Raw genomic sequence first — 17,788 nt, 5'->3', positions numbered from 1 at the left:
GGTTGGGGGAAGCCATACCCATTGATCAGGAGCAGCGTGAGCGGTTCGGCGACCGGCTCCGGAGCCTCCGGCGGAGCCTGGGCCTGACCCAGGAAGGGCTGGCCGAGGCGTCCGGCTCCAGCGTCCGCGGCATCCGGGAGATGGAGCGGGGGCGGGTACGCAGCCCGCAGCGGCGCACCGCCGTCCTGCTCGCCGACGCGCTCCGACTCGCCGGGCCGGAACGCGGCCGGTTCCTCGACCTGGCCCGCGCCGAACGGCAGCCGCCGCCGCACCCGGCACCGGTCGACGCGGCCGCTCCCGCCCAGCCGGCGGTCGTACCCGGTGAGCTGCCCGCCGCCGTCCCCGACCTGGCCGGCCGGTCGGACGCCCTCGACCTGCTCTCGGCGCTGGCCGCCACGGACACCGGGGCCACCCGCGTCGTCGTCCTGCACGGTCCGCCGGGGATCGGCAAGACCAGCCTCGCCGTCGCGGCGGGGCACCGGCTCAGCCCCGCGTTCGGCGACGGGCAACTCTTCGCCGACCTCCAGGACGCCGACCCGGCCGACACGCTCGCCGGGTTCCTGCGCTCCCTCGGGGTGCCGGACAGCCTCGTCCCGGCCTCCCCGGCCGAGCGGGGCGGGCTGTTCCGCACCCTGACCCGCGACCGCCGGCTGCTGGTCGTCCTCGACAACGCCGTGAACGAGGCCCGGGTACGCCCGCTGCTGCCGGCCGGGCGGCACTGCCTGGCCCTGGTCACCAGCCGCCGCCCGCTGACCGGGCTGGCCGGCGCGATCCGGCAGCCGCTCGACCTGCTGGACCCGGCCGCCGGCCGGCAACTGCTGGCCGCGATCGTCGGCGCCGACCGGGTCGCGGCCGAGTTGGCCGCCGCCGACCAGCTCGTCACGCTCTGCGGGCGGCTTCCGCTGGCCGTCCGGATCGCCGGCAACCGGCTCGCCAGCCGGCCGCAGTGGTCGGTACGGCGGCTCGTCGACCTGCTCCACGACCAGCGCCGGCGGCTGACCGTGCTGACCGCCGGGGACCTGGACGTCCGGGCCGCGTTCGAGGTCTCCTACCGCCAACTGGACCCGGCGGCGGCCGCGGTGTTCCGGCGCGCCTCGCTGGTTCCCGGCACCGACTTCGACGAAAGCCTCGTCGCCGCCGTCGCGGGCACCGACGAGGAGGCCGCGGCGCTCGCCGTGGAGGAACTGGTCGAGGCCGGGGTGCTGCTGTCCGCTGGCGACCGGTACCACTTCCACGACCTGGTCCGGCTCTACGCCGCCGAACGTCTCGACCACGAGGAGGACCCGGCCGACCGGGCCGCCGCGCACGACCGGATGGTCGGCTGGCTGCTGCGCCGCACCGAGCGGGCCGGCGTCGTGTTCGAGCCGGACGCCGACCGGGCGGACGCCCTCTTCGCCGACGACCGGACGGCGGCGTCCTGGTTGGACCGCGAATCCGGCAACTGGCTGGCGGCGCTGCGCGACGCGGCCCACGCCGGCCGGCACACCGACGTGGTCCGGGTGGCCCGCTCCTTGCACTGGTACTCCGACGCGAACAGCCACCGGCACCCCTGGGACGAGATCTTCTCGCTCGGGGCGGCCGCCGCCCGGGCCGCCGGCCACCCCCGCGACGAGGCCGCGCTGCTGAACTTCCTCGGCTGGGCACACTACTTCTGCCGGGACCGCAACGCCGAGGCCCAGACCGTCCTGGACCGCGCGCTGGAACTGGCCCGGCGGATCGGGGACCGCCGGGAGGAGGCGTGGGCCCTGACGTACTCGGCGGCGATCCTGGTCCGCACCGGCCGCGCGGCGGCGGCCCTCGACCCGTGCCGCCGGGCCGTGGGCCTGTTCCGTCAGGCCGGGTACGCCCTCGGCGAGCACTGCGCGGCGAGCGCCCACGGCGCGGCGCTGGCCGCGCTCGGCCGGTACGCCGAGGCAGCCGACCTGCACCGGGAGGTGCTCGCGTTCTACCGGCGGGACAACGGCCTCACCCGTACCGGTGCGCAGGTCACGCAGGGCGCGGCGATGATCTCCCTCGGCGGGGCCCTGGCCGGCCTCGGCCGCTGGCGGGAGGCCGCCGACGAGTTCGACCAGGCCCGGCGCAACTTCCAGCGGTGCGGCGCGACGTTCAGCGAGGCCCATGCCACCTACCGGTACGGGCTGGCGGCGCGGGAGCTGGGCGAGGTCGACGCCGCGACCGACGCGCTGCGGCAGGCGCTGGCGCTGTTCGCCGCGCTCTCCAGCCCGTGGTGGGAGGCGCGGACCCTGCACGTCCTCGCCGCCCTGGCCGACGACGACCGGCCGGCGGAGGCCCGGGCGCTACGCCAGCGGGCGCTGGACCGCTGTGGCGAACTGGACGCCCCGCAGGTGCGTACGCTGCGGGCGGCGCTGCGGCGGGAACTGTCCGACCAGCCCGCCGGGTAGACTCCGCGGCCCTAGCCGTGCCAGGAGCGCCAGAGGGCCGCGTAGGCGCCTCCGGCTCGTACGAGTTCGTCGTGGCTGCCCGACTCCACCACCCGGCCGTCCTCCAGCACCACGATGCGGTCGGCGTCGTGCGCGGTGTGCAGCCGGTGGGCGATGGCGATCACGGTGCGCCCCTCCAGAACCGCCGCCAGGGACCGCTCGACGTGCCGCGCGGCCTTCGGGGCGAGCAGTGATGTCGCCTCGTCCAGGACCACCACCTGCGGGTCGGCCAGCGCCAACCGGGCCAGCGCCAACTGCTGGGCCTCCGCGGGTGACAGTGCCGCTCCGCCCGCGCCGACGGCGGCGTCCAGCCCCCGCTCGGCGGCCCAGTCCCAGGCGTCCAGTGCCTTGAGGATCTTCTCCAGTTCGTCGTCGGTGGCCGAGGGTTTCGCCATGACGAGGTTCTCGCGCAGTGTCCCGGCGAAGACGTAGTGCTCCTGGGTGACGAGCGCGACCCGGCGGCGCAGGTCGTCCAGCGGCAGGTCGGTCAGGGCCGCGTCGTCGATGGTGACCGTGCCGGACGTCGGCGGCTGGATGCCGGCGACGAGCCGGCCGAGGGTCGACTTGCCCGCGCCGGACGGGCCGACGACCGCGAGCCGCTCCCCCGGTTCGACCCGTAGGGTGACATCGCACAGGACGTCGTGGCCCTCGCGGTAGGCGAAGTTGACACCGTCCAGCCCGACCCGGCCACCGCCGCCGGCCGCGGGCACCGGAAGCGACGCGCGGGCCGGGGCGGCACCGTGCACGCCAAGGGTTCTCGCCAGCGACGCGCCGCCGATCTGCAGCTCGTTCAGCCAGTACAGCAGCACGTCGACCGGGACGATGACCTGCTGCACGTAGAGCGTGGCCGTGGTGACCGCGGCCAGGGTGACGTGCCCGTTGAGGTAGAACACGCCGCCGAGCACCAGGGTCGCGGCGACGGGCAGCACGTACCCGACGTCGCTGATCGGCAGGAACACCGAGCGCAGGTACAGCGTGTAGCGCTCCGCCCGGTAGGACTCGGCGATGTCGGCGTCGGCGCGGGCCGTGCGGCGGTGCGCGACGCGCAGGGCCTCGACCGTACGGGCGCCGTCCGCGGTCTCGGTCAGCCCGTCCGTGATGCGCGCGTACGAGGCGCTCTGCCGCAGGTAGCCGTCGCGGGCCCGGCGCAGGTACCAGCGGGTGGCTGCCCACAGCACCGGCACCGCGACCAGGCAGGGCAGGGCCAGCAGCGGGTCCACGAGGATCAGCGCGCCGACGGTCAGCACGATCGTCGTGCCGGCGAACAGCGTGTCGGGCACGGCCTGGCGCACCGCGCGGGAGAGCATGTCGACGTCGCGGGTGGTGCGGTTGACCAGATCGCCGGTGCCGGCCCGCTCGACGACGGCCAGCGGCAGCGCCAGGACGTTGTCGACGAACTCCTCGCGCAGTTCGGCCAGGACCGTCTCGCCGAGGCGGGCGGAGGCGTAGACGGCAGCGGCGAGCAGGATCACCTGCGCCACCACGAACACGAGGATGAGCACGACGGCGTGGGTGACCTCGGCGGTGCCCCGTGACACCTGTTCGATGAGGTTGCCGAGCAGCCGCGGCGCGACCAGGCCGGACGCGGCGGCGAGGGTGTGCAGTGCGAGGGCGCCGAGCAGGGGGCCGCGGTGCCGCACGGCGATGCGGCGAGCCTGGGACCGAACCTCCCGGGCCGATGCGACGGGCAGCGTGTGCGGGGTGTCGTCGGTGTTCACGCCTCGTCCTCCCGGGCGACGATGGGCCGGTACCGGGCATCGCCACGCAGCCCCGGGTACGTACCTTCGCCGACGACCCGGCCCTCGACGACGACGGCGACCCGGTCGGCGGCGTTGAGCATGATCGGGCTGGTCGTGAAGACCACGGTCGTACGCCCGGCCCGGGCCTGGCGCAGGCGCTGGGCGACGCGTGCCTCGGTGTGCGCGTCGACGGCGCTGGTCGGCTCGACGAGTACGAGCACGTCCGGGTCGGCCTGCAGCGCGCGGGCCAGGCGCAGTCGCTGCCGCTGCCCGCCGGAGAACTCCTGCCCGCCGCCCACGACCGTCTGGTCCAGACCGTCGGGCAGCATCTCGATGATGTCGCTCGACGACGAGGCCTCGATCACGGCGCGCAGCCCGTCGGATCGGTCGGCGGGGTCGAGTTCGTTACGCAGCGGGCCGTCGAAGAGCCGGTCCTCGTTGGTGGCGACCAGGATGCGGGCGCGGACCTGCTCCAGCGGCGCGTCGCGCAGCGGCACCCCGCCGAACGTGGCGGTCGTGCCGGTGTGCCGGCCGAGGCGGTCGGCGAGCAGCGCGGCGTCCGACGGGGTCGCGCATGCCACCGCCACGAACCGGCCGGGCTGCACCCTGAGTCCGGCGTCGGGATCGACGAGTTCCGCCGGGCCGTCCGGCAGCGGTGTCGTGCCCGAGGCGTGTTCGGGTTCGATGTTCAGCAGCCGGATCACCCTCGCGGCGGCGACGTTGCCCCTGGTGAACTGGTCGGCGCCGTCGGCGACGCGGCGCAGCGGGGTCGCCAGGAAGACCGCGTAGCCGTAGAAGGCGACCAGCTGCCCGACGCTGAGCCGGCCGTCGAGGACCGACTCCGCGCCCAGCCACACGACGGTGACGAGCAGCAGCCCTGGCAGGAAGGTCTTGGCGGCGTCCAGGGCGGCCTCGACGCCGGCGACCCGTACGCCGGCTCCGCGCACCCGCTGCGACATCTGTCGGTAGCGGTGGGAGAACTGGGCCTCGCCGCCGATGCCGCGCAGCACCCGCAGGCCGCTGCTGATGTCCACGGCGTGGGTGGTCAGCTCGGCCTGCTGGTCGCGCAGGTGCTGCTGGCGGCCGTGCAGCGGTCGCAGGAGCAGCCCGACCGCCCAGACCATGACGGGCACCCCGACCAGTACGACGACGCCGAGCTGCCAGGACGTGGCCAGCATGATGCCGGCCACCACGATGATGACCACGACGGCGCCGGCGAACCGGCCGGTCGTCTCCAGCGCGGCACCGAGCTGGGTGATGTCCGCGACGCCGACGCTCACGACCTCGCCGGTGGAGGCCTGCTTGCGCAGGGTGCCGCCGAGCCGGGCGGCCCGCGCGGTGACGAGTTGCAGTGTGCGGTACGCCGCACCGAGCGAAGCGGTCAGCCCGTACCGGTCCTGCATGAGACCTGTCAACGCCTGCACGACACCGAGACCGAGGATCGCGGCACCCCACCACAGCAGTGCCGGCTGGTCCCGGGCGATGATGCCGTCGTCGATGGCCACGCCGATCGCCGCCGGAATCAACGCCTGGGCGACGATGCAGGCGATGCCGGCGAGAGCGCCGAGCAGGATCGGTACGCGGAACTGGCCCGCGAGCCAGAACAGATAGCGCAGTGACGATCGACAGTCCGGTGTGACAGCTGAGGATTCCGGGAAGTTTCGCACGCACTCTCGCATCCGGGAGACGGCGGACGCCAACAGGAAATGAACTTAACTATTCAATCATGGAAGTGGCAGAGGGCCACCGTCGCATCGTCGTACGCCTTGTCGTCGGGGTCGGCGGGCGGTGCGGCGCGTTCCGCCGCCCGGGTCGCGGCCACCAGCGCGGCGGGCCCGTCGCGCCTCAGCACGGCGAGCAGGTCGTCCCACGTCCAGCCGAAGCGCTCCACCAGCCGGGCCGCCCCGTCGGTGAGCACGGCGGCGCAGTCCAGCTCCGCGACAGGCACCGAGCCGGTCAGCGCCTCGGCGGCGGCGTCCGGCCGCGCCCCGACGACCCAGAAGCCGCCCGGCACATTGCGTCTGTCGTGCAGCCGCGACCAGGGCAGGTGGTAGAAGCGGCGGATCCGATCGTCGGAGACCACCGTGACCCTTCCTCGCCGGTCGCGCAGCAGCAGCACGGCGTCGCCGAGGACAAGGTGCTCGATCCGGTCGCCCCGCAGCCGCAGCATCGCCACGGTCGCCGACGGGCTGCGCGGGTCATCGAGGTCGCAGGTGTCGGCATGGGCTGCGCGGACCGTCCCGGCAGCGTCGCGCAGGAGCACCGGCAGCGGCACCCCGTCCGGGTCCGTGCCGAGGAGCCGGCCCAGTTCGCCCGCGATCGAGCGGGCGAACCAACGGACCCCGTGGCGGCAGCCGGAACCGAAGCCGGGCTCGGCGGTCGCGCCGTCGAGCGCCACGGCGAACGTGTCGCCGGTCACGACGGCGTCCTCGTTGTCACCGCCGGGCGCGGCCCGGCTGAGTGCCGTCACCTCCACGTCTCATCCGCCTCGTAGGCCAGCCACTGGCCGACGGTGCGGATGCCGTCGGCAAGGCCGATGCCGGGTCCGTCCCGCCTGACCGGTCCCCGGCCCGCGGTGTGGGGACCGTCGCCATCCAGGACCGGCACCGGCTTGATCGCCCGCGAGACCAGCACGGCCAGCTCCGCCGGGTCCACCGGCGGGCCCGCGTCGGGCGGGTCGGCCGGAGCGCCGTCGAGCGCCCTGGCGACCGCGGAGGCGATGTCCCACACGTGCGAGTACGACGTCGCCCGACAGGTGCGATCCACGACGATCGGCTGGGCGACGAGCGACCGGGCCACATAGTCGTCGAGCGGTCGGCAGCGTACGCCCGGACCGTACGGGACACCGGTCCGCACGGTCACGGTGCCGCGCCGCGGGCCCGTGCCCACCACCCGGACCGCGCCGTCGGTCACCTCCACCGTCACGTCCTGGCCCCGGTCGACCAGCTCGCCCTCGAGGGTCCGCCGAAGCGACGGCGCCGCCGGCGGCGGGCACGGCACGTCGACCACCCGACGGTGGCCGCCGGGACGGCGGTTCCCGGGCGGGCGGGCGGCCACCGGGCCGTGCAGCCCGGCGACGATTCCGGCCAGCGCGAGCTCACCGAGCGGTTCCCGCAGCGTCAGCAGCTCGTGGGCGTCGACGCTCGTGCACAGGCCGCCCGGGCCGATCGACCGCGCGGCCCGCACCGCCAGCGGGTCCGACGTCAGCGCCGCCACGTCCTGGCCGGGGCGGCGGCTCACCGCACCCGTCGCGTACGCGGTGCGCCACACCTCGAAGAGCACGTCGTCGTCGAACCGCTCGCGCAGCGCGGCGGACCGGTCCAAAGTGGCCTCGAAGGCCTTGACACAGTCGTCCACATCGATGCGCAGCCGGCTACTCCAGCGCTGCGGACCGATCGTCGACCAGCGGCCCGCCGGCTCACGCACGGCGCAGAGCGCGAGGCCGAACTTGTAGAAGGGCAACGCCTCCGGCTCCGCCGCGCCGGCGAGCGACCAGTCCGTGCCGGGCGGCGGCTCCCCGTAGCACGCGGAGAGCCGCAGCCCGTGGGCGTCGTTCTCCGCCACGCTGGGGAAGTCGCCGTGCTCGACGAGGTTCGGCACGGTCACGTACGTGCGGACCCCCCGCGCGGCGAGGTAGCGGGCCATCACCACGTCACCGGCCCAGGTGCCGGCGTGTCGCCGGGCGAACGCCGGGAACCCGGCCCCGACGGCCGCCGGCAGCATCAGCGCGACCGTCGGGGTGTACTCCTGTGCCGCGCGCACCCACCGGGCACCGGCCAGCGCACCGAGCCGAACCGCCGCGCCGGTGCGCGAGCACCAGTTGGCGTGGAACACCACGGCCGCGTCCGGTGCCCCCGCCGCGGCCCGGGCCGCGTGCTCGGCGAAGCCCGGCACCAGGATCGCGTCGTCCTCGAGTACGACATGGTGCGTCGAGCCGGAGGGGATCGACGACCATGCCCTCATCGCCGTACGCAGCCCGGTCCGCGGCCCGTCCGGCCACGGGTCGAGCACGAGCTCCAGCAGCCCCGGCGGGGCGGCGGCCAGCAGCTCCCGGCCGGGCCCGAGCCGGCGCGGATGTGCCATCACCGCGCCGGTGAGCCGAACCGGCCCGCTCACCGCGACGCCACCAGGGTGCCCGACTCCCCCGGCCGGTCGATGACCTCGATCAGCTCGCGCAGCTCCTCGACGCCGAGCCAGGCGGTGTTCAGGTCCGAGCGGTAGCGGAAGCCCTCCTCGACCTGCCGGCATCCCTCCGGGACGGGGTAGCCGGCGCGCCGGATGGTCGGCATGACGACATACCGGTCGGCGGTCTGGAACGTGCGCTGGCTGTCCTCCGCGGCGATCAGCTCCTCGTGCACCTTCTCCCCCGGGCGGATGCCGACCTCGTACGTGGGGCAGCCCGGCGCGATCGCCTCGGCCAGATCCGAGATCCGGATGCTCGGGATCTTCGGCACGTACAGCTCACCGCCCCGCATCACGTCGAAGGTCTCCACGACGAACCGGACCGCCTGGTCCAGGGTGATGAGGAAGCGGGTCATCCGCTTGTCGGTGATGGGCAGGCTCGCGCCGGTACGCGCCAGCCGCCGGAACAGCGGGATGACCGAACCGCGGCTGCCCATGACGTTGCCGTAGCGCACCACGGAGAACCCCGTCGGACCGCCGTCGCTGGAGGTGAAGAGCTTGTCCGCGACCATCTTCGTGGCGCCGTACAGGTTGATCGGGCTGGATGCCTTGTCGGTGGAGAGCGCCACGACCTGCCGCACACCGGTGGCCGTGGCGGCGTCGATGACGTTCTGCGAACCGACGACGTTGGTCTTCACGAACTCCCCGGCGTGCCCCTCGGCCGTGTCGACCTGCTTCAGCGCGGCCGCGTGCACCACGAAGTCCACGCCGCGCATGCATCCGGTGAGCCGATCGCGGTCGCGGACGTCGCCGATCACCGGGCGCAGCCGCGTCTCGGCGGGGAAGAGCTGGCGCATCTCGTACTGCTTGAGCTCGTCACGGGAGTAGACGAGGACCAACTCGGGGTCCAGGTACGTCAACGCGTGCCGGATGAACGCCTTGCCGAACGACCCGGTGGCGCCGGTGACGAGGATGGTGGAGTTACGAAGGATGCTCATCGACATCATTCCTTTTCGGGCCGACCCGTCAGGTGCGCAGTTCACGGATCAGGACGAAGGGCTCGGCGTAGGCCCAGCCGACGCCGCTGCCCCAGCTCTCCGCGTTCGCCCTGATCGCACGTGACGACCGCGGGTGCGGCCACGGCCGGGTCTCGGTCTGGTAGCAGGAGAAGGCGGACACCTTGTCCTCGATGGTGGCGGTGACATCGACGAAGACGTTCGGCGCGAACGACGCCTCGAACGGTGGCGTCCACTCGATGCCGGACGTGGTGGCGTAGCTGAGCACCCGCCGTACCGAACTTCCGGCATAGGGACGCGTCGCCACCATGACCGAGCGGAAGACCGTGCGGTGGTCCATGTTGACGTCCGGATGGACGGTGTAGACCGTGTCGGGGCCGAACTCGTCGACCGCCTCCTCCACGACCCGGTTCACCTCGACGTGCCCGACGGTGTCCAGGCGCATGTCGGGCAGCGTGCGCTGCATGCAGTGCGTCACCCCGAGGGTCTTCGCCGCCGCCTCGGCCTCGCGGAACTTCTGCTGGGCGATCTGCTCGTCACCCGGATACTGCGTCGAACTGCCCTCGGAGACCCACAGCACCGCGACCTCCGCGCTCTCGTGCAGCGCGTGTTTCGCGATGGTCCCGCCCATGCCGAGGATCTCGTCGTCGGGATGGGCCGCGACCACGAGGATGCGCCGCTGTGCCATTACCTGCCTCCTGCCATGTCGGTCGGGTGTTTGCGCACGATGAAGTCGCCGACGGCCAGCACGTCCAGGCCGGTGGCGAAGAACGTCCGCAGCGCGTCCTCCGTCGTGGACACGATCGGCTCACCGCGGACGTTGAACGAGGTGTTGAGCACCACCGGCACACCGGTGCGCTCACCGAACCGCTCGATGAGCCGGTGGTAGCGGGGGTTCGCCGACTCGTGCACGATCTGCACCCGGGAGCTGCCGTCGACGTGCACGATCGCCGGAGCGTCGCGGCGCAGCGCTCCGCTCGCCGGGAACGCCATCGTCATGTACCGCGAGTCGGTGTGGTGCTCGAAGTAGCGCCCGGCCGCCGAAGCGATCATCGACGGACCGAACGGGCGCCACAACTCCCGCTGCTTGACCGCGGCGTTGACCCGGTCGCGGACCTCGACGCTGCGCGGGTCGGCGAGGATGCTGCGCTGCCCGAGGGCCCGCGGTCCCGCTTCCAACCGCCCCTGGCACCAGGCCACGAGCCGGCCCGCGGCCAGGTCGGCGGCGACCGTCTCGCAGACGTCCTCGCTGCGGGTGTACGCGACGCCGGCGTTGCGCAGGACCCGCTCGATCTCCTCGTTGCCCTGCTCCGGGCCCCACGCGAGGGATGCGAGCGGCGGTGGCAGCGCCCCGGTCTCCCGGTGGCAGGTGACCAGCGCGGCACCCACCGCCTGGCCGTTGTCGGCGCAGAGCGGGTGGGCGAAGACGTCGGTGACCTCGGGCAGCGCGAAGATCCGCGAGTTCATCTTCACGTTCAGGCCGACCCCACCGCCGACACAGACATCGGAGACGCCGGTCCGCGCGATTCCCCAGCGAATCAACCGGCACGCCGCCTCCTCCAGCGCCTGCTGCACCGCGAAGGCGAGATCCATGTGCCAGCGGGTCACCGGGTCGCGGGGCAGGCGCGGCGCCGCGCCGAGCAGCTTGACGAGCTTGTCGGTGAACCGCCGCGAGTAGCGGTGCTCCCCGTAGTGGATGTAGGACGGGTCGAGCCGGTACTCGACCCCGTCGGAGGCCGGCAGCAGCACCTGGCCGACGAGGTCCGCCAGGATCGGGTCCGGCCCGCCGTGCGCGGCGAGGCCCATCACCTTGTACTCGCCGTCGTAGGCGTCGAACCCGAGATACTCGGTGAACGCGGCGTAGAACCAACCGAGGGAGTGCGGCATGCACACCTCGCGCAGGGGCGTGAGCACCTCGCCCCGCTTCAGCCACAGGACGGTGGTGTGCTGGTCGCCGGAGCCGTCCAGGGTCAGCACGACGGCCGACTCGAACGGCGACTCCATCGCCGACTGGAACGCGTGGGTGTAGTGGTGCGGCGCGAAGCGGATCGGCGGGAACGTGATGTCGCCGAACTGACGCCGCCAGTGGTAGTGGTGCTTCGCGGTCTGCCCGGCGATGTCGAACTCACGCAGACAGCCGCGCTGCCAGTCCAGGGTGGCCTGGTCCAGCGGCCATTCCCGCGCCATCGCGTCGAAGAACCGCCGCATCCGGCCATCGGTGTAGGCGGCCAGGTCGTAGCCGATGGTGACCGATGCGACCTCGTCGAGTCGCACCCCGACCGTCTCCAGGCAGTAACGCAGCGCCCGGTCCGGGTAGCGCCCCGGCGCGTGCTTCACCCGCAGGAAACGTTCCTCCTCGGCGTAGGCGACGACACGACCGTCGACGACCGCGGCCACCGCTGGGTCGAACTCGGCGGTGGATATTCCGAGAAACACCTGGTCAGACATGTTCGACACTCCTGATCCGCGGGGTGGACCGCACGGCCTGCGCGACGCCGTCGGCGTGGGCCTGGATGCGGCGGACGACCGCGCAGATCCGGTCCACGACGTCGTCGGTCATCCCGCTGTACAGCGGCACCGCGACGACCGCCGCGGCGCGGGCCTCGGTGTTGGGCAGCGGCCCGGACGCCACCTGGCGGTAGGCGGTCTGGCGGTGCACGGGCGGGTCGAAGTAGTTGCGGGTCGGGACGTTCTCCGCGCGCAGCGCGACGACGAGGGTGTCCCGGTCGAGGCCGAACCGCGCCGGGTCGATCGTGAGGGAAAGATCCTTGTGGGTGCTCGTCGCGCCGGGCGGTACCCGCGGAAACTCGATCCCGGGTACGTCGGCGAGCGCCGCGCGGTACCGGTCGACGAGCGCCAACCGGCGAGCCAGCAGGTCCGGGAAGCCCGGCAGCTGGTGCAGGGCGAGCGCCGCGGACAGCTCCGGCATCCGGGCGTTGAGGCCGACGAAGAGGCTGTCGAAGGTGCCCGGGTTGCCGTACTCCCTGGCGGTGCGCAACTCCCGGGCGAGGTCCTCGTTCGCGGTGGTGATGATGCCGCCCTCGCCGGCGGTGAACGGCTTGGTCGGGCTGAGACTGAACACCTCGGCGAGTCCCTTGCCGCCGACCCGCGTACCGTCGGGGTAGACCGCGCCGAACGCCGGGGCCGCGTCGAGCAGCAGCGGCACCCCGCGCGCCGCGGCGACCTCGGCCAGGGCGTCGGCGTCGCACGGGGTGCCGAAGACGTGCACCCCCAGGATCGCCACGGTGCGGTCGTCGACCGCGGCGGACGCGGCCGACGCCGACAGACCGAACCCGCCGGATTCGATGTCGGCGAAGACCGGCCGCAGGCCGTTCCAGCGCGCGGCGTGTGCGCTGGCCATGAACGTGAAGCTGGGCATGACGACCGCGCCGCCCGGGCTCAGGCCGCGCATGAGGAGCATCAGCCCGCTCGTGCAGCTGGACACCGCCACGGCGTGCGCGACACCGAGGAACCGCGCCAACTCGACTTCCAGTGCGGCGAGGTGACCGCCTTTGGTCAGGGTGCCGCCGGCGACGATGTCGCCGAAGACAGCCAGGAGGTCACCGTGCTCGCGCAGCAGTGGCGGCCGCGCCAACGGCGGCGTCTCGGTGAGCAGCGGCCGGCCGCCGAGCAGGACCGGCTCTTTTACCGACATCGGGTGCCCCTCTCAGCTCGGCTGCTGCGGGAACAGCGAGGCGAGCCGCTCCTCCAGCACCCGGATCGCGTCCATGTCGGGCGCCACGGCGCAGTACCAGACCGATCCCGCGTCCGGGTCGTAGGCGCTGCAGAACAGTGCGCCGGTGCGGGTCGCCGGGTCGTAGGCCAGACCGGCGGCCTCGACCGCGTCCACCGCCTCCCGAAACGACGGGGCCCGCCAGCCGACCCGCTCGAACAGGACCCGGTCGCGGGCGAAGTCCGGCCCCACGACCCGGCGACCGAGGACCTCGTGCAGGTGCGTGGAGCCGGTGATCCGGCCGTTGTACTCGGTGAAGTAGACCGCGCCGCCGGGTGTCACGATCGCGTCGGCGGAGAGCCAGCCCCGGTAGCCCATGGCGCGTAGCGGCTCGCAGAGCCGCCGGGCGTGCTCGGTGACCGCGGCCATGCGGTCGGCCGGCTGGTCCGGTGCCGGAATGGCCTGCGCGTTGGCGATCGGCACGTAGAACATCTCGCCGTCGGTGCCGAACTGGATCCCGCCATCGGTGATGAGCAGCTCGGAGAAGACCGCCCGGCTTCCCGGGAAGTACTCCTCGACGACGAGGCGGTGCCGGCCCCCGCTGGTGTACCTGTCCCACTCGGCGGCGATGAACTTCGCGACCGCCGGGCGGTCCGGCATGATCGACACGCGGGGAGCGCCCAGGGGCTGGACGCCCTCGCCGCGGCTGAGGATGTGGTTGCCGACGCCGCCGGAGTAGAACTCGTGCTTGATGATCACCGCGCGGTCCTCGGCGAGCAGATCCCAGATCTCCTGTTCCGCGGCCGCCGGGTTGGCGCAGACGGCGCCCTGCGGGATGGGTACCCCGGCGCCCGCGGCGACGGCCCGGAAGACCGCCTTGCTGTTGACCAGCGCGCCGCCGCCCTGGCTCACGAACGCCTGGCCGGGCAGCAGGTCCGCCGCGCCGACCCGGCGGGCGAGGGCGACGACGGGCGCGGCGGGCCAGGTGGCGAGGACCTGCTCGACCGTACGGCCGGCGAGGGCCGCGTCGAGGTCGGCCAGGAACGACGGGTCGGCGAGGCGGTCCGCGGTCAACCGGGCCGCCCCGTCGGCGCCGGGCGGTGGCACCAGCAGCCGCAGCGAACTCCGGTCGACGCCGAGCACACCGGTGACGTAGTCGACGTAGTCGTCTTCCGGCAGCGCCGGCAGCACCAGTACGTCGCCCTCGCGGGCGAACCAGACCAGCCGCTGCGCCCACCAGGCCGCGCCGGCCTTCTCGAACTCACCGACCAGGTCGATGTCGGTGCTGTTGCCGATGAGCAGTCTCACCGCGTCACATCCTCACTTGTCCGGTTGGTGCGGAAGATCGCGGACGCGCCGGCGCCGTCGTGGTGCGCGGGCAGCCGGCTCAGGAACCGGGCCAGGCGGGCGACGCCCTCCTCGATGCGGTCCGCGGTCAGGTAGCTGCAGGACAGCCGCAGCCGGTTGCGACCGCCGCCGTCGGGGTGGAAGCCCGCCATCGGGGTCCACAGCACGCCGTAGTGCTGCGCGCAGTGCGACAGCAGCGTGAGGTCCGCCGGGACCGGAAGGTCCATCAGGACGAAGAACCCCCCGTCGGGCCGGTTCCACCGCACGGTCGGCGGTGCGACCGGCGCGACGTGGCGGTCCAGCGCGTCGAGCAGCCCGCGCAGGCCGCGCCGGTACGTGGCGGCCCGCGCCCGGCCGAGCGCCGCCAGCGACCCGCCGTGGCGCAGCAGCATGCCACCGACGACGGCCTGGCAGACCGGCGCCGTGTTGATCGTGGTCATGCCCTTGAGCGCGGCCAGTTCGACGGCGAGCAGCCGGTCCCCGCCGGCACCGCGCACCGTCTGGTCGGCCACGACGAAGCCGACGCGCGCGCCGGGCAGGCAGACCTTGGCGAACGAGCCGACCATGACGACCCGGCCGGTCTCGTCGAGTTCCTTGAGGCCGGGCAGTGTGTCGCCGAGCGGCGCGGTGAACCCGTAGACGTTGTCCTCGATGATCAGCAGGTTCTCCCGCTCGGCCAGCGCGAGCAGGCGCCGTCGGTCGGGCAGGCCCATTCGGGTCCCGCCCGGGTTGGCGTAGTCGGGCGCGACGTAGACCGCCCGGACGCGGCGGTTCCGGCCACGCGCCTCGGCGCAGAGCGCGGCCAGCCGGTCGAGGTCCGGGCCGCCGGGGGACTCGGCGAACGGAGCGACGGCGATGTCGAGCAGCCGGGCGGCCCCGGTGATCCCGGGGAAGCACGGGCTGCTCACGGCGAGCACGTCGGCGCCGTCGCGAAACAGCGCCCGCAGGACCAGCAGCAGCGCCTCCTGGGCGCCGACCGTCACGACGATCGCCTCGGACGGCACGTCGGGTCCGCCGTCGGCGCGCAGGGCCGCCGCGACGAGGTCGTTGATCAGTCCGGCGCTCGGCCCGTACTCGAACAGCAGCCGGCGCGCCCGCTCCGGGCCGATGCCACGGGTCCGTTGCACGTGCGCCAGGTAGCTGTCGACGTACCCGGCCAGGTCGGCGCCGGCCAGGTGCGTCAGGTCGGGGGCGCCCGGCGCGAACGAGATCGCCTCGGGATAGCGGGCCATCACCTCGTTGAGGAAGCCGATCGAGCTCAGCGCGGGATCGCGCAGCGACGGGTGCAGCAGCTCCTCGTCGAGGTGGACCCGCACCGCGGCGCCGGTCATGCCGGCGCTCCGGCCCTGGCGACGACGTCGGGGCTGTGCAGTCGGCAGGCCTGCACGTAGGCGAACTCGGCCAGGTAGGCGCGTAACGCGTCGGTCGGTTCCTCGGCGAGGTTGAGCATCCGACGGTTGGCGAGGACCGCCGCGGAGTCCAGTTCGGCGGCCGCGCGTCGCGCCGCGTCACCCACCTCGTCCGGCGGCACGACGTCGTCGCAGAGGAGCCCGGCGTCGGCGTCGCGGGCGTGGACCCGCCGGCCGCCGAGGATGATCCGGCGGGCCAGCCGTGCCCCGGTCAGCCTGGCGAGGCGCAGGTTCGCCGCGCCCGGGACGATGCCCTCCTTCGCCGCCGGCAGGCTGAACCAGGCGTCCGCGCCGGCGACGACCCGGTCGGCGACGAGCAGCAACTGCATGCCGCCGCCGATCGCGAACGTGTCGACCGCCGCGACCCACGGCTTCTGCGCGTCGGTGCCGTCGTCGAGTCGCAGTCCGTGCACGAGCTTGCTGACGTAGCCGAGCTCCCGGCCCAGCAGGAAGCCGGTGAAGGAGATCCGCCCCGCGACGAGGTCACGCAGGTTGATCCCGGCGCTGAACACCCGGCGACCCGCGTAGCGGGGGTGGGTCATGATGCCACCGCGCAGCAGCAGCACCCGTACGTCGTCGTGGAGCAGGGCCAGGTCCACCGCGGTCTCCATCGCGGCGACCTGCGCGTCGTCCTCCGCGTTGAGGCAGTGCAGGTTCTGCATGGTCAGCCGGGCCACGCCCGCGTCGCAGTGCAGAGCGACCGGGCCGAGGTTCAGGCCGCCCTCGGAGCGCAGCCGGGGCAGCAGCTCGACGGCCCGGGCCGTCGGGCGGCGCATCGACTCCAGCAGGTGCGCGCCGGCCGAGGGCGAGCGCAGCAGTCCCCGGAAGAACAGTCCCTGATCGATCTCGCGGCCCTCCTTGTCCCGCTGCGGGAGTGCGCGTTCGGCAGCCAGCTGCGTGCCGGTCGGTACCAGGCCCGGGAAGGCCTCGGCGGCGGCCGCGGCGAGCTCGGCCACGCCCCGGTGGACGCGCAGTCCGTCGGTCAGCGCGGCGTGCACGGCCTCGGCGTGCCGGCCGACGAACCGGTCGCGGGCCGTACGGCAGGCGGCGTGGATGCGGTCGGCGAGGTGCTGCGCCGCGCCGTCGCGGTCGTACCTGGCGGGCAGCGCGGCGAGCAGTTCCTCGCCGCGCCCGGTGTAGGCGGACAGCGTGGCCGCGTCGGCTTCCAGCGGGCCCCCGACGGTAGGCACGTCGGTCTGCCAGCGCTCCACACGGGCCCGCGGATCCGTCCTCATCGGCCCGATCCGCCGTCTGTCTCGTGGCCGGTCCCGTGCTCTGCGGCTTCCCGGTCGGGGTCCGCCGGACGGTCGGGGTCGGCGCGGTCGGCGGTGCCACGGATCCGCCCGGTGGCGTCGCCGCGCGGGTGTGCGCGGCGCAGTTCCCGATCGCAGGCGGCCAGGTGCGACCCGAGCGCGTCCTCGAACGGCGTGGAGGCGGCCTCCAGCAGCAGCTGCCGTCGGACCCGCAGGTCAGCGCCGGCGGCTCGCCCGAGCAGCACCACGGCGGCCTGGATGGCGTCGGCCGCGTCGTCGGTGATCTCGTCGACGAGGCCGATGTCCAGGGCGCGCCGGGCGGACAGCTCGTCACCCCACAGCACGATCTGGCGGGCCCGGGCCACGCCGATCTGGTGCACCAGCCGGTGCGTTGCCATGCCGGGCCAGAAGTGGCCGTCGTTGACCGGCAGCAGCAGTTGCAGGTTGATGGTGGCGATGCGGTAGTCGGCGGCGAGCAGCACGTCCAGAGCCGGCCCGCCACAGGTACCGCCGGCCACGGCGATCGTCACGACCCCGAGCCTTTCCAGCCGCCGTACGGCGCGTTCCCACCGGTTGACGTCCTGGACGCCGACGTCGCCGGGCCAGCTGCGCTCGACGGGCGGGATCGTGCCGAGCCGCAGCACGATGACCGAGGGGGATCGCCGCTCCTCCGCCTGGACGCACGCCGACTGGAGCAGCCCGGTGAGCTCGCGCAGCGACTGCCGGTCATCGACCTCCAGGTAGATGCCCTGGTCGCCGACCAGGTCGAGCATGTGTCGTGCCATCGC

13 protein-coding genes are annotated in these 17,788 nt (G+C 73.7%); 1 reads left to right on the top strand and 12 read right to left on the bottom strand.

The annotated features are described in order from the left end of the window. Positions 1-2 precede the first annotated feature (2 nt). Positions 3-2,402, top strand: a complete 2,400-nt coding sequence (locus tag AB0M79_RS23295) for a helix-turn-helix domain-containing protein (RefSeq protein WP_364217286.1) — start codon at positions 3-5, stop codon at positions 2,400-2,402. Positions 2,403-2,413: 11 nt separating this feature from the next. On the opposite strand, the gene AB0M79_RS23290 is transcribed toward AB0M79_RS23295, so the two are convergent. The 12 genes from AB0M79_RS23290 to dpgB are packed head-to-tail and all read right to left on the bottom strand — an operon-like array spanning position 2,414 to position 17,785. Continuing rightward, a complete protein-coding gene (locus tag AB0M79_RS23290; RefSeq protein ID WP_364217284.1) occupies positions 2,414-4,159 on the bottom strand; it encodes an ABC transporter ATP-binding protein in 1,746 nt (581 codons plus the stop codon). Next, positions 4,156-5,847: an ABC transporter ATP-binding protein gene (locus AB0M79_RS23285; RefSeq protein WP_364217282.1), complete on the bottom strand. Its 1,692-nt coding sequence runs from the start codon at positions 5,845-5,847 to the stop codon at positions 4,156-4,158. Before AB0M79_RS23285 ends, AB0M79_RS23290 begins: the two co-directional genes overlap by 4 nt. Positions 5,848-5,900: 53 nt before the next feature. Next, positions 5,901-6,656: a protein phosphatase 2C domain-containing protein gene (locus AB0M79_RS23280; RefSeq protein ID WP_364217280.1), complete on the bottom strand. Its 756-nt coding sequence runs from the start codon at positions 6,654-6,656 to the stop codon at positions 5,901-5,903. Further along, complete coding sequence (locus AB0M79_RS23275; RefSeq protein ID WP_364217278.1) at positions 6,647-8,296, bottom strand: hypothetical protein; 1,650 nt, start codon at positions 8,294-8,296, stop codon at positions 6,647-6,649. Before AB0M79_RS23275 ends, AB0M79_RS23280 begins: the two co-directional genes overlap by 10 nt. Next, positions 8,293-9,294: a UDP-N-acetylglucosamine 4,6-dehydratase (inverting) gene (gene pseB / locus AB0M79_RS23270; protein WP_364217500.1), complete on the bottom strand. Its 1,002-nt coding sequence runs from the start codon at positions 9,292-9,294 to the stop codon at positions 8,293-8,295. Before pseB ends, AB0M79_RS23275 begins: the two co-directional genes overlap by 4 nt. A gap of 34 nt (positions 9,295-9,328) precedes the next feature. After that, positions 9,329-10,006 carry a PIG-L deacetylase family protein gene (locus AB0M79_RS23265; protein WP_364217276.1) on the bottom strand — a complete coding sequence of 226 codons (678 nt, stop codon included), beginning with the start codon at positions 10,004-10,006 and terminating at the stop codon, positions 9,329-9,331. Continuing rightward, positions 10,006-11,766 (bottom strand): carbamoyltransferase C-terminal domain-containing protein, encoded by a 1,761-nt coding sequence (locus AB0M79_RS23260; protein WP_364217274.1) that lies wholly within the window; start codon positions 11,764-11,766, stop codon positions 10,006-10,008. Before AB0M79_RS23260 ends, AB0M79_RS23265 begins: the two co-directional genes overlap by 1 nt. Continuing rightward, positions 11,759-12,973, bottom strand: a complete 1,215-nt coding sequence (locus AB0M79_RS23255) for a DegT/DnrJ/EryC1/StrS family aminotransferase (protein ID WP_364217272.1) — start codon at positions 12,971-12,973, stop codon at positions 11,759-11,761. The genes AB0M79_RS23260 and AB0M79_RS23255 overlap by 8 nt, the downstream gene beginning before the upstream one ends. Positions 12,974-12,985: 12 nt before the next feature. Beyond that, positions 12,986-14,299: a peptide ligase PGM1-related protein gene (locus tag AB0M79_RS23250; protein ID WP_364217270.1), complete on the bottom strand. Its 1,314-nt coding sequence runs from the start codon at positions 14,297-14,299 to the stop codon at positions 12,986-12,988. Continuing rightward, the gene (locus AB0M79_RS23245) at positions 14,296-15,669 is read right to left on the bottom strand and encodes a PLP-dependent aminotransferase family protein (RefSeq protein ID WP_364217268.1); all 1,374 of its coding nucleotides are present in this window, start codon (positions 15,667-15,669) and stop codon (positions 14,296-14,298) included. Before AB0M79_RS23245 ends, AB0M79_RS23250 begins: the two co-directional genes overlap by 4 nt. Further along, a complete protein-coding gene (gene dpgC, locus AB0M79_RS23240) occupies positions 15,666-16,982 on the bottom strand; it encodes a (3,5-dihydroxyphenyl)acetyl-CoA 1,2-dioxygenase DpgC (RefSeq protein ID WP_364217266.1) in 1,317 nt (438 codons plus the stop codon). Before dpgC ends, AB0M79_RS23245 begins: the two co-directional genes overlap by 4 nt. Further along, positions 16,979-17,785: an enoyl-CoA-hydratase DpgB gene (gene dpgB / locus AB0M79_RS23235; protein ID WP_364217264.1), complete on the bottom strand. Its 807-nt coding sequence runs from the start codon at positions 17,783-17,785 to the stop codon at positions 16,979-16,981. The genes dpgC and dpgB overlap by 4 nt, the downstream gene beginning before the upstream one ends. Positions 17,786-17,788 lie beyond the last annotated feature (3 nt).

The sequence above is a fragment of the Polymorphospora sp. NPDC051019 genome (assembly GCF_040683055.1).
In the GTDB taxonomy this organism is placed as follows: Bacteria; Actinomycetota; Actinomycetes; order Mycobacteriales; family Micromonosporaceae; genus Polymorphospora; species Polymorphospora lycopeni.
Note: the sequence above shows the minus strand (reverse complement) of the source record. Positions and strands in the feature narration are given on the sequence as shown.

Excerpts from the sequence above, each read along its gene's own strand:
- AB0M79_RS23265 (WP_364217276.1), bottom strand. The coding sequence starts at position 10,006 with ATGGCACAGCGGCGCATCCTCGTGGTCGCGGCCCATCCCGACGACGAG.
- AB0M79_RS23260 (WP_364217274.1), bottom strand. The coding sequence starts at position 11,766 with ATGTCTGACCAGGTGTTTCTCGGAATATCCACCGCCGAGTTCGACCCA.
- AB0M79_RS23255 (WP_364217272.1), bottom strand. The coding sequence starts at position 12,973 with ATGTCGGTAAAAGAGCCGGTCCTGCTCGGCGGCCGGCCGCTGCTCACC.
- AB0M79_RS23245 (WP_364217268.1), bottom strand. The coding sequence starts at position 15,669 with ATGACCGGCGCCGCGGTGCGGGTCCACCTCGACGAGGAGCTGCTGCAC.
- dpgC (WP_364217266.1), bottom strand. The coding sequence starts at position 16,982 with ATGAGGACGGATCCGCGGGCCCGTGTGGAGCGCTGGCAGACCGACGTG.
- dpgB (WP_364217264.1), bottom strand. The coding sequence starts at position 17,785 with ATGGCACGACACATGCTCGACCTGGTCGGCGACCAGGGCATCTACCTG.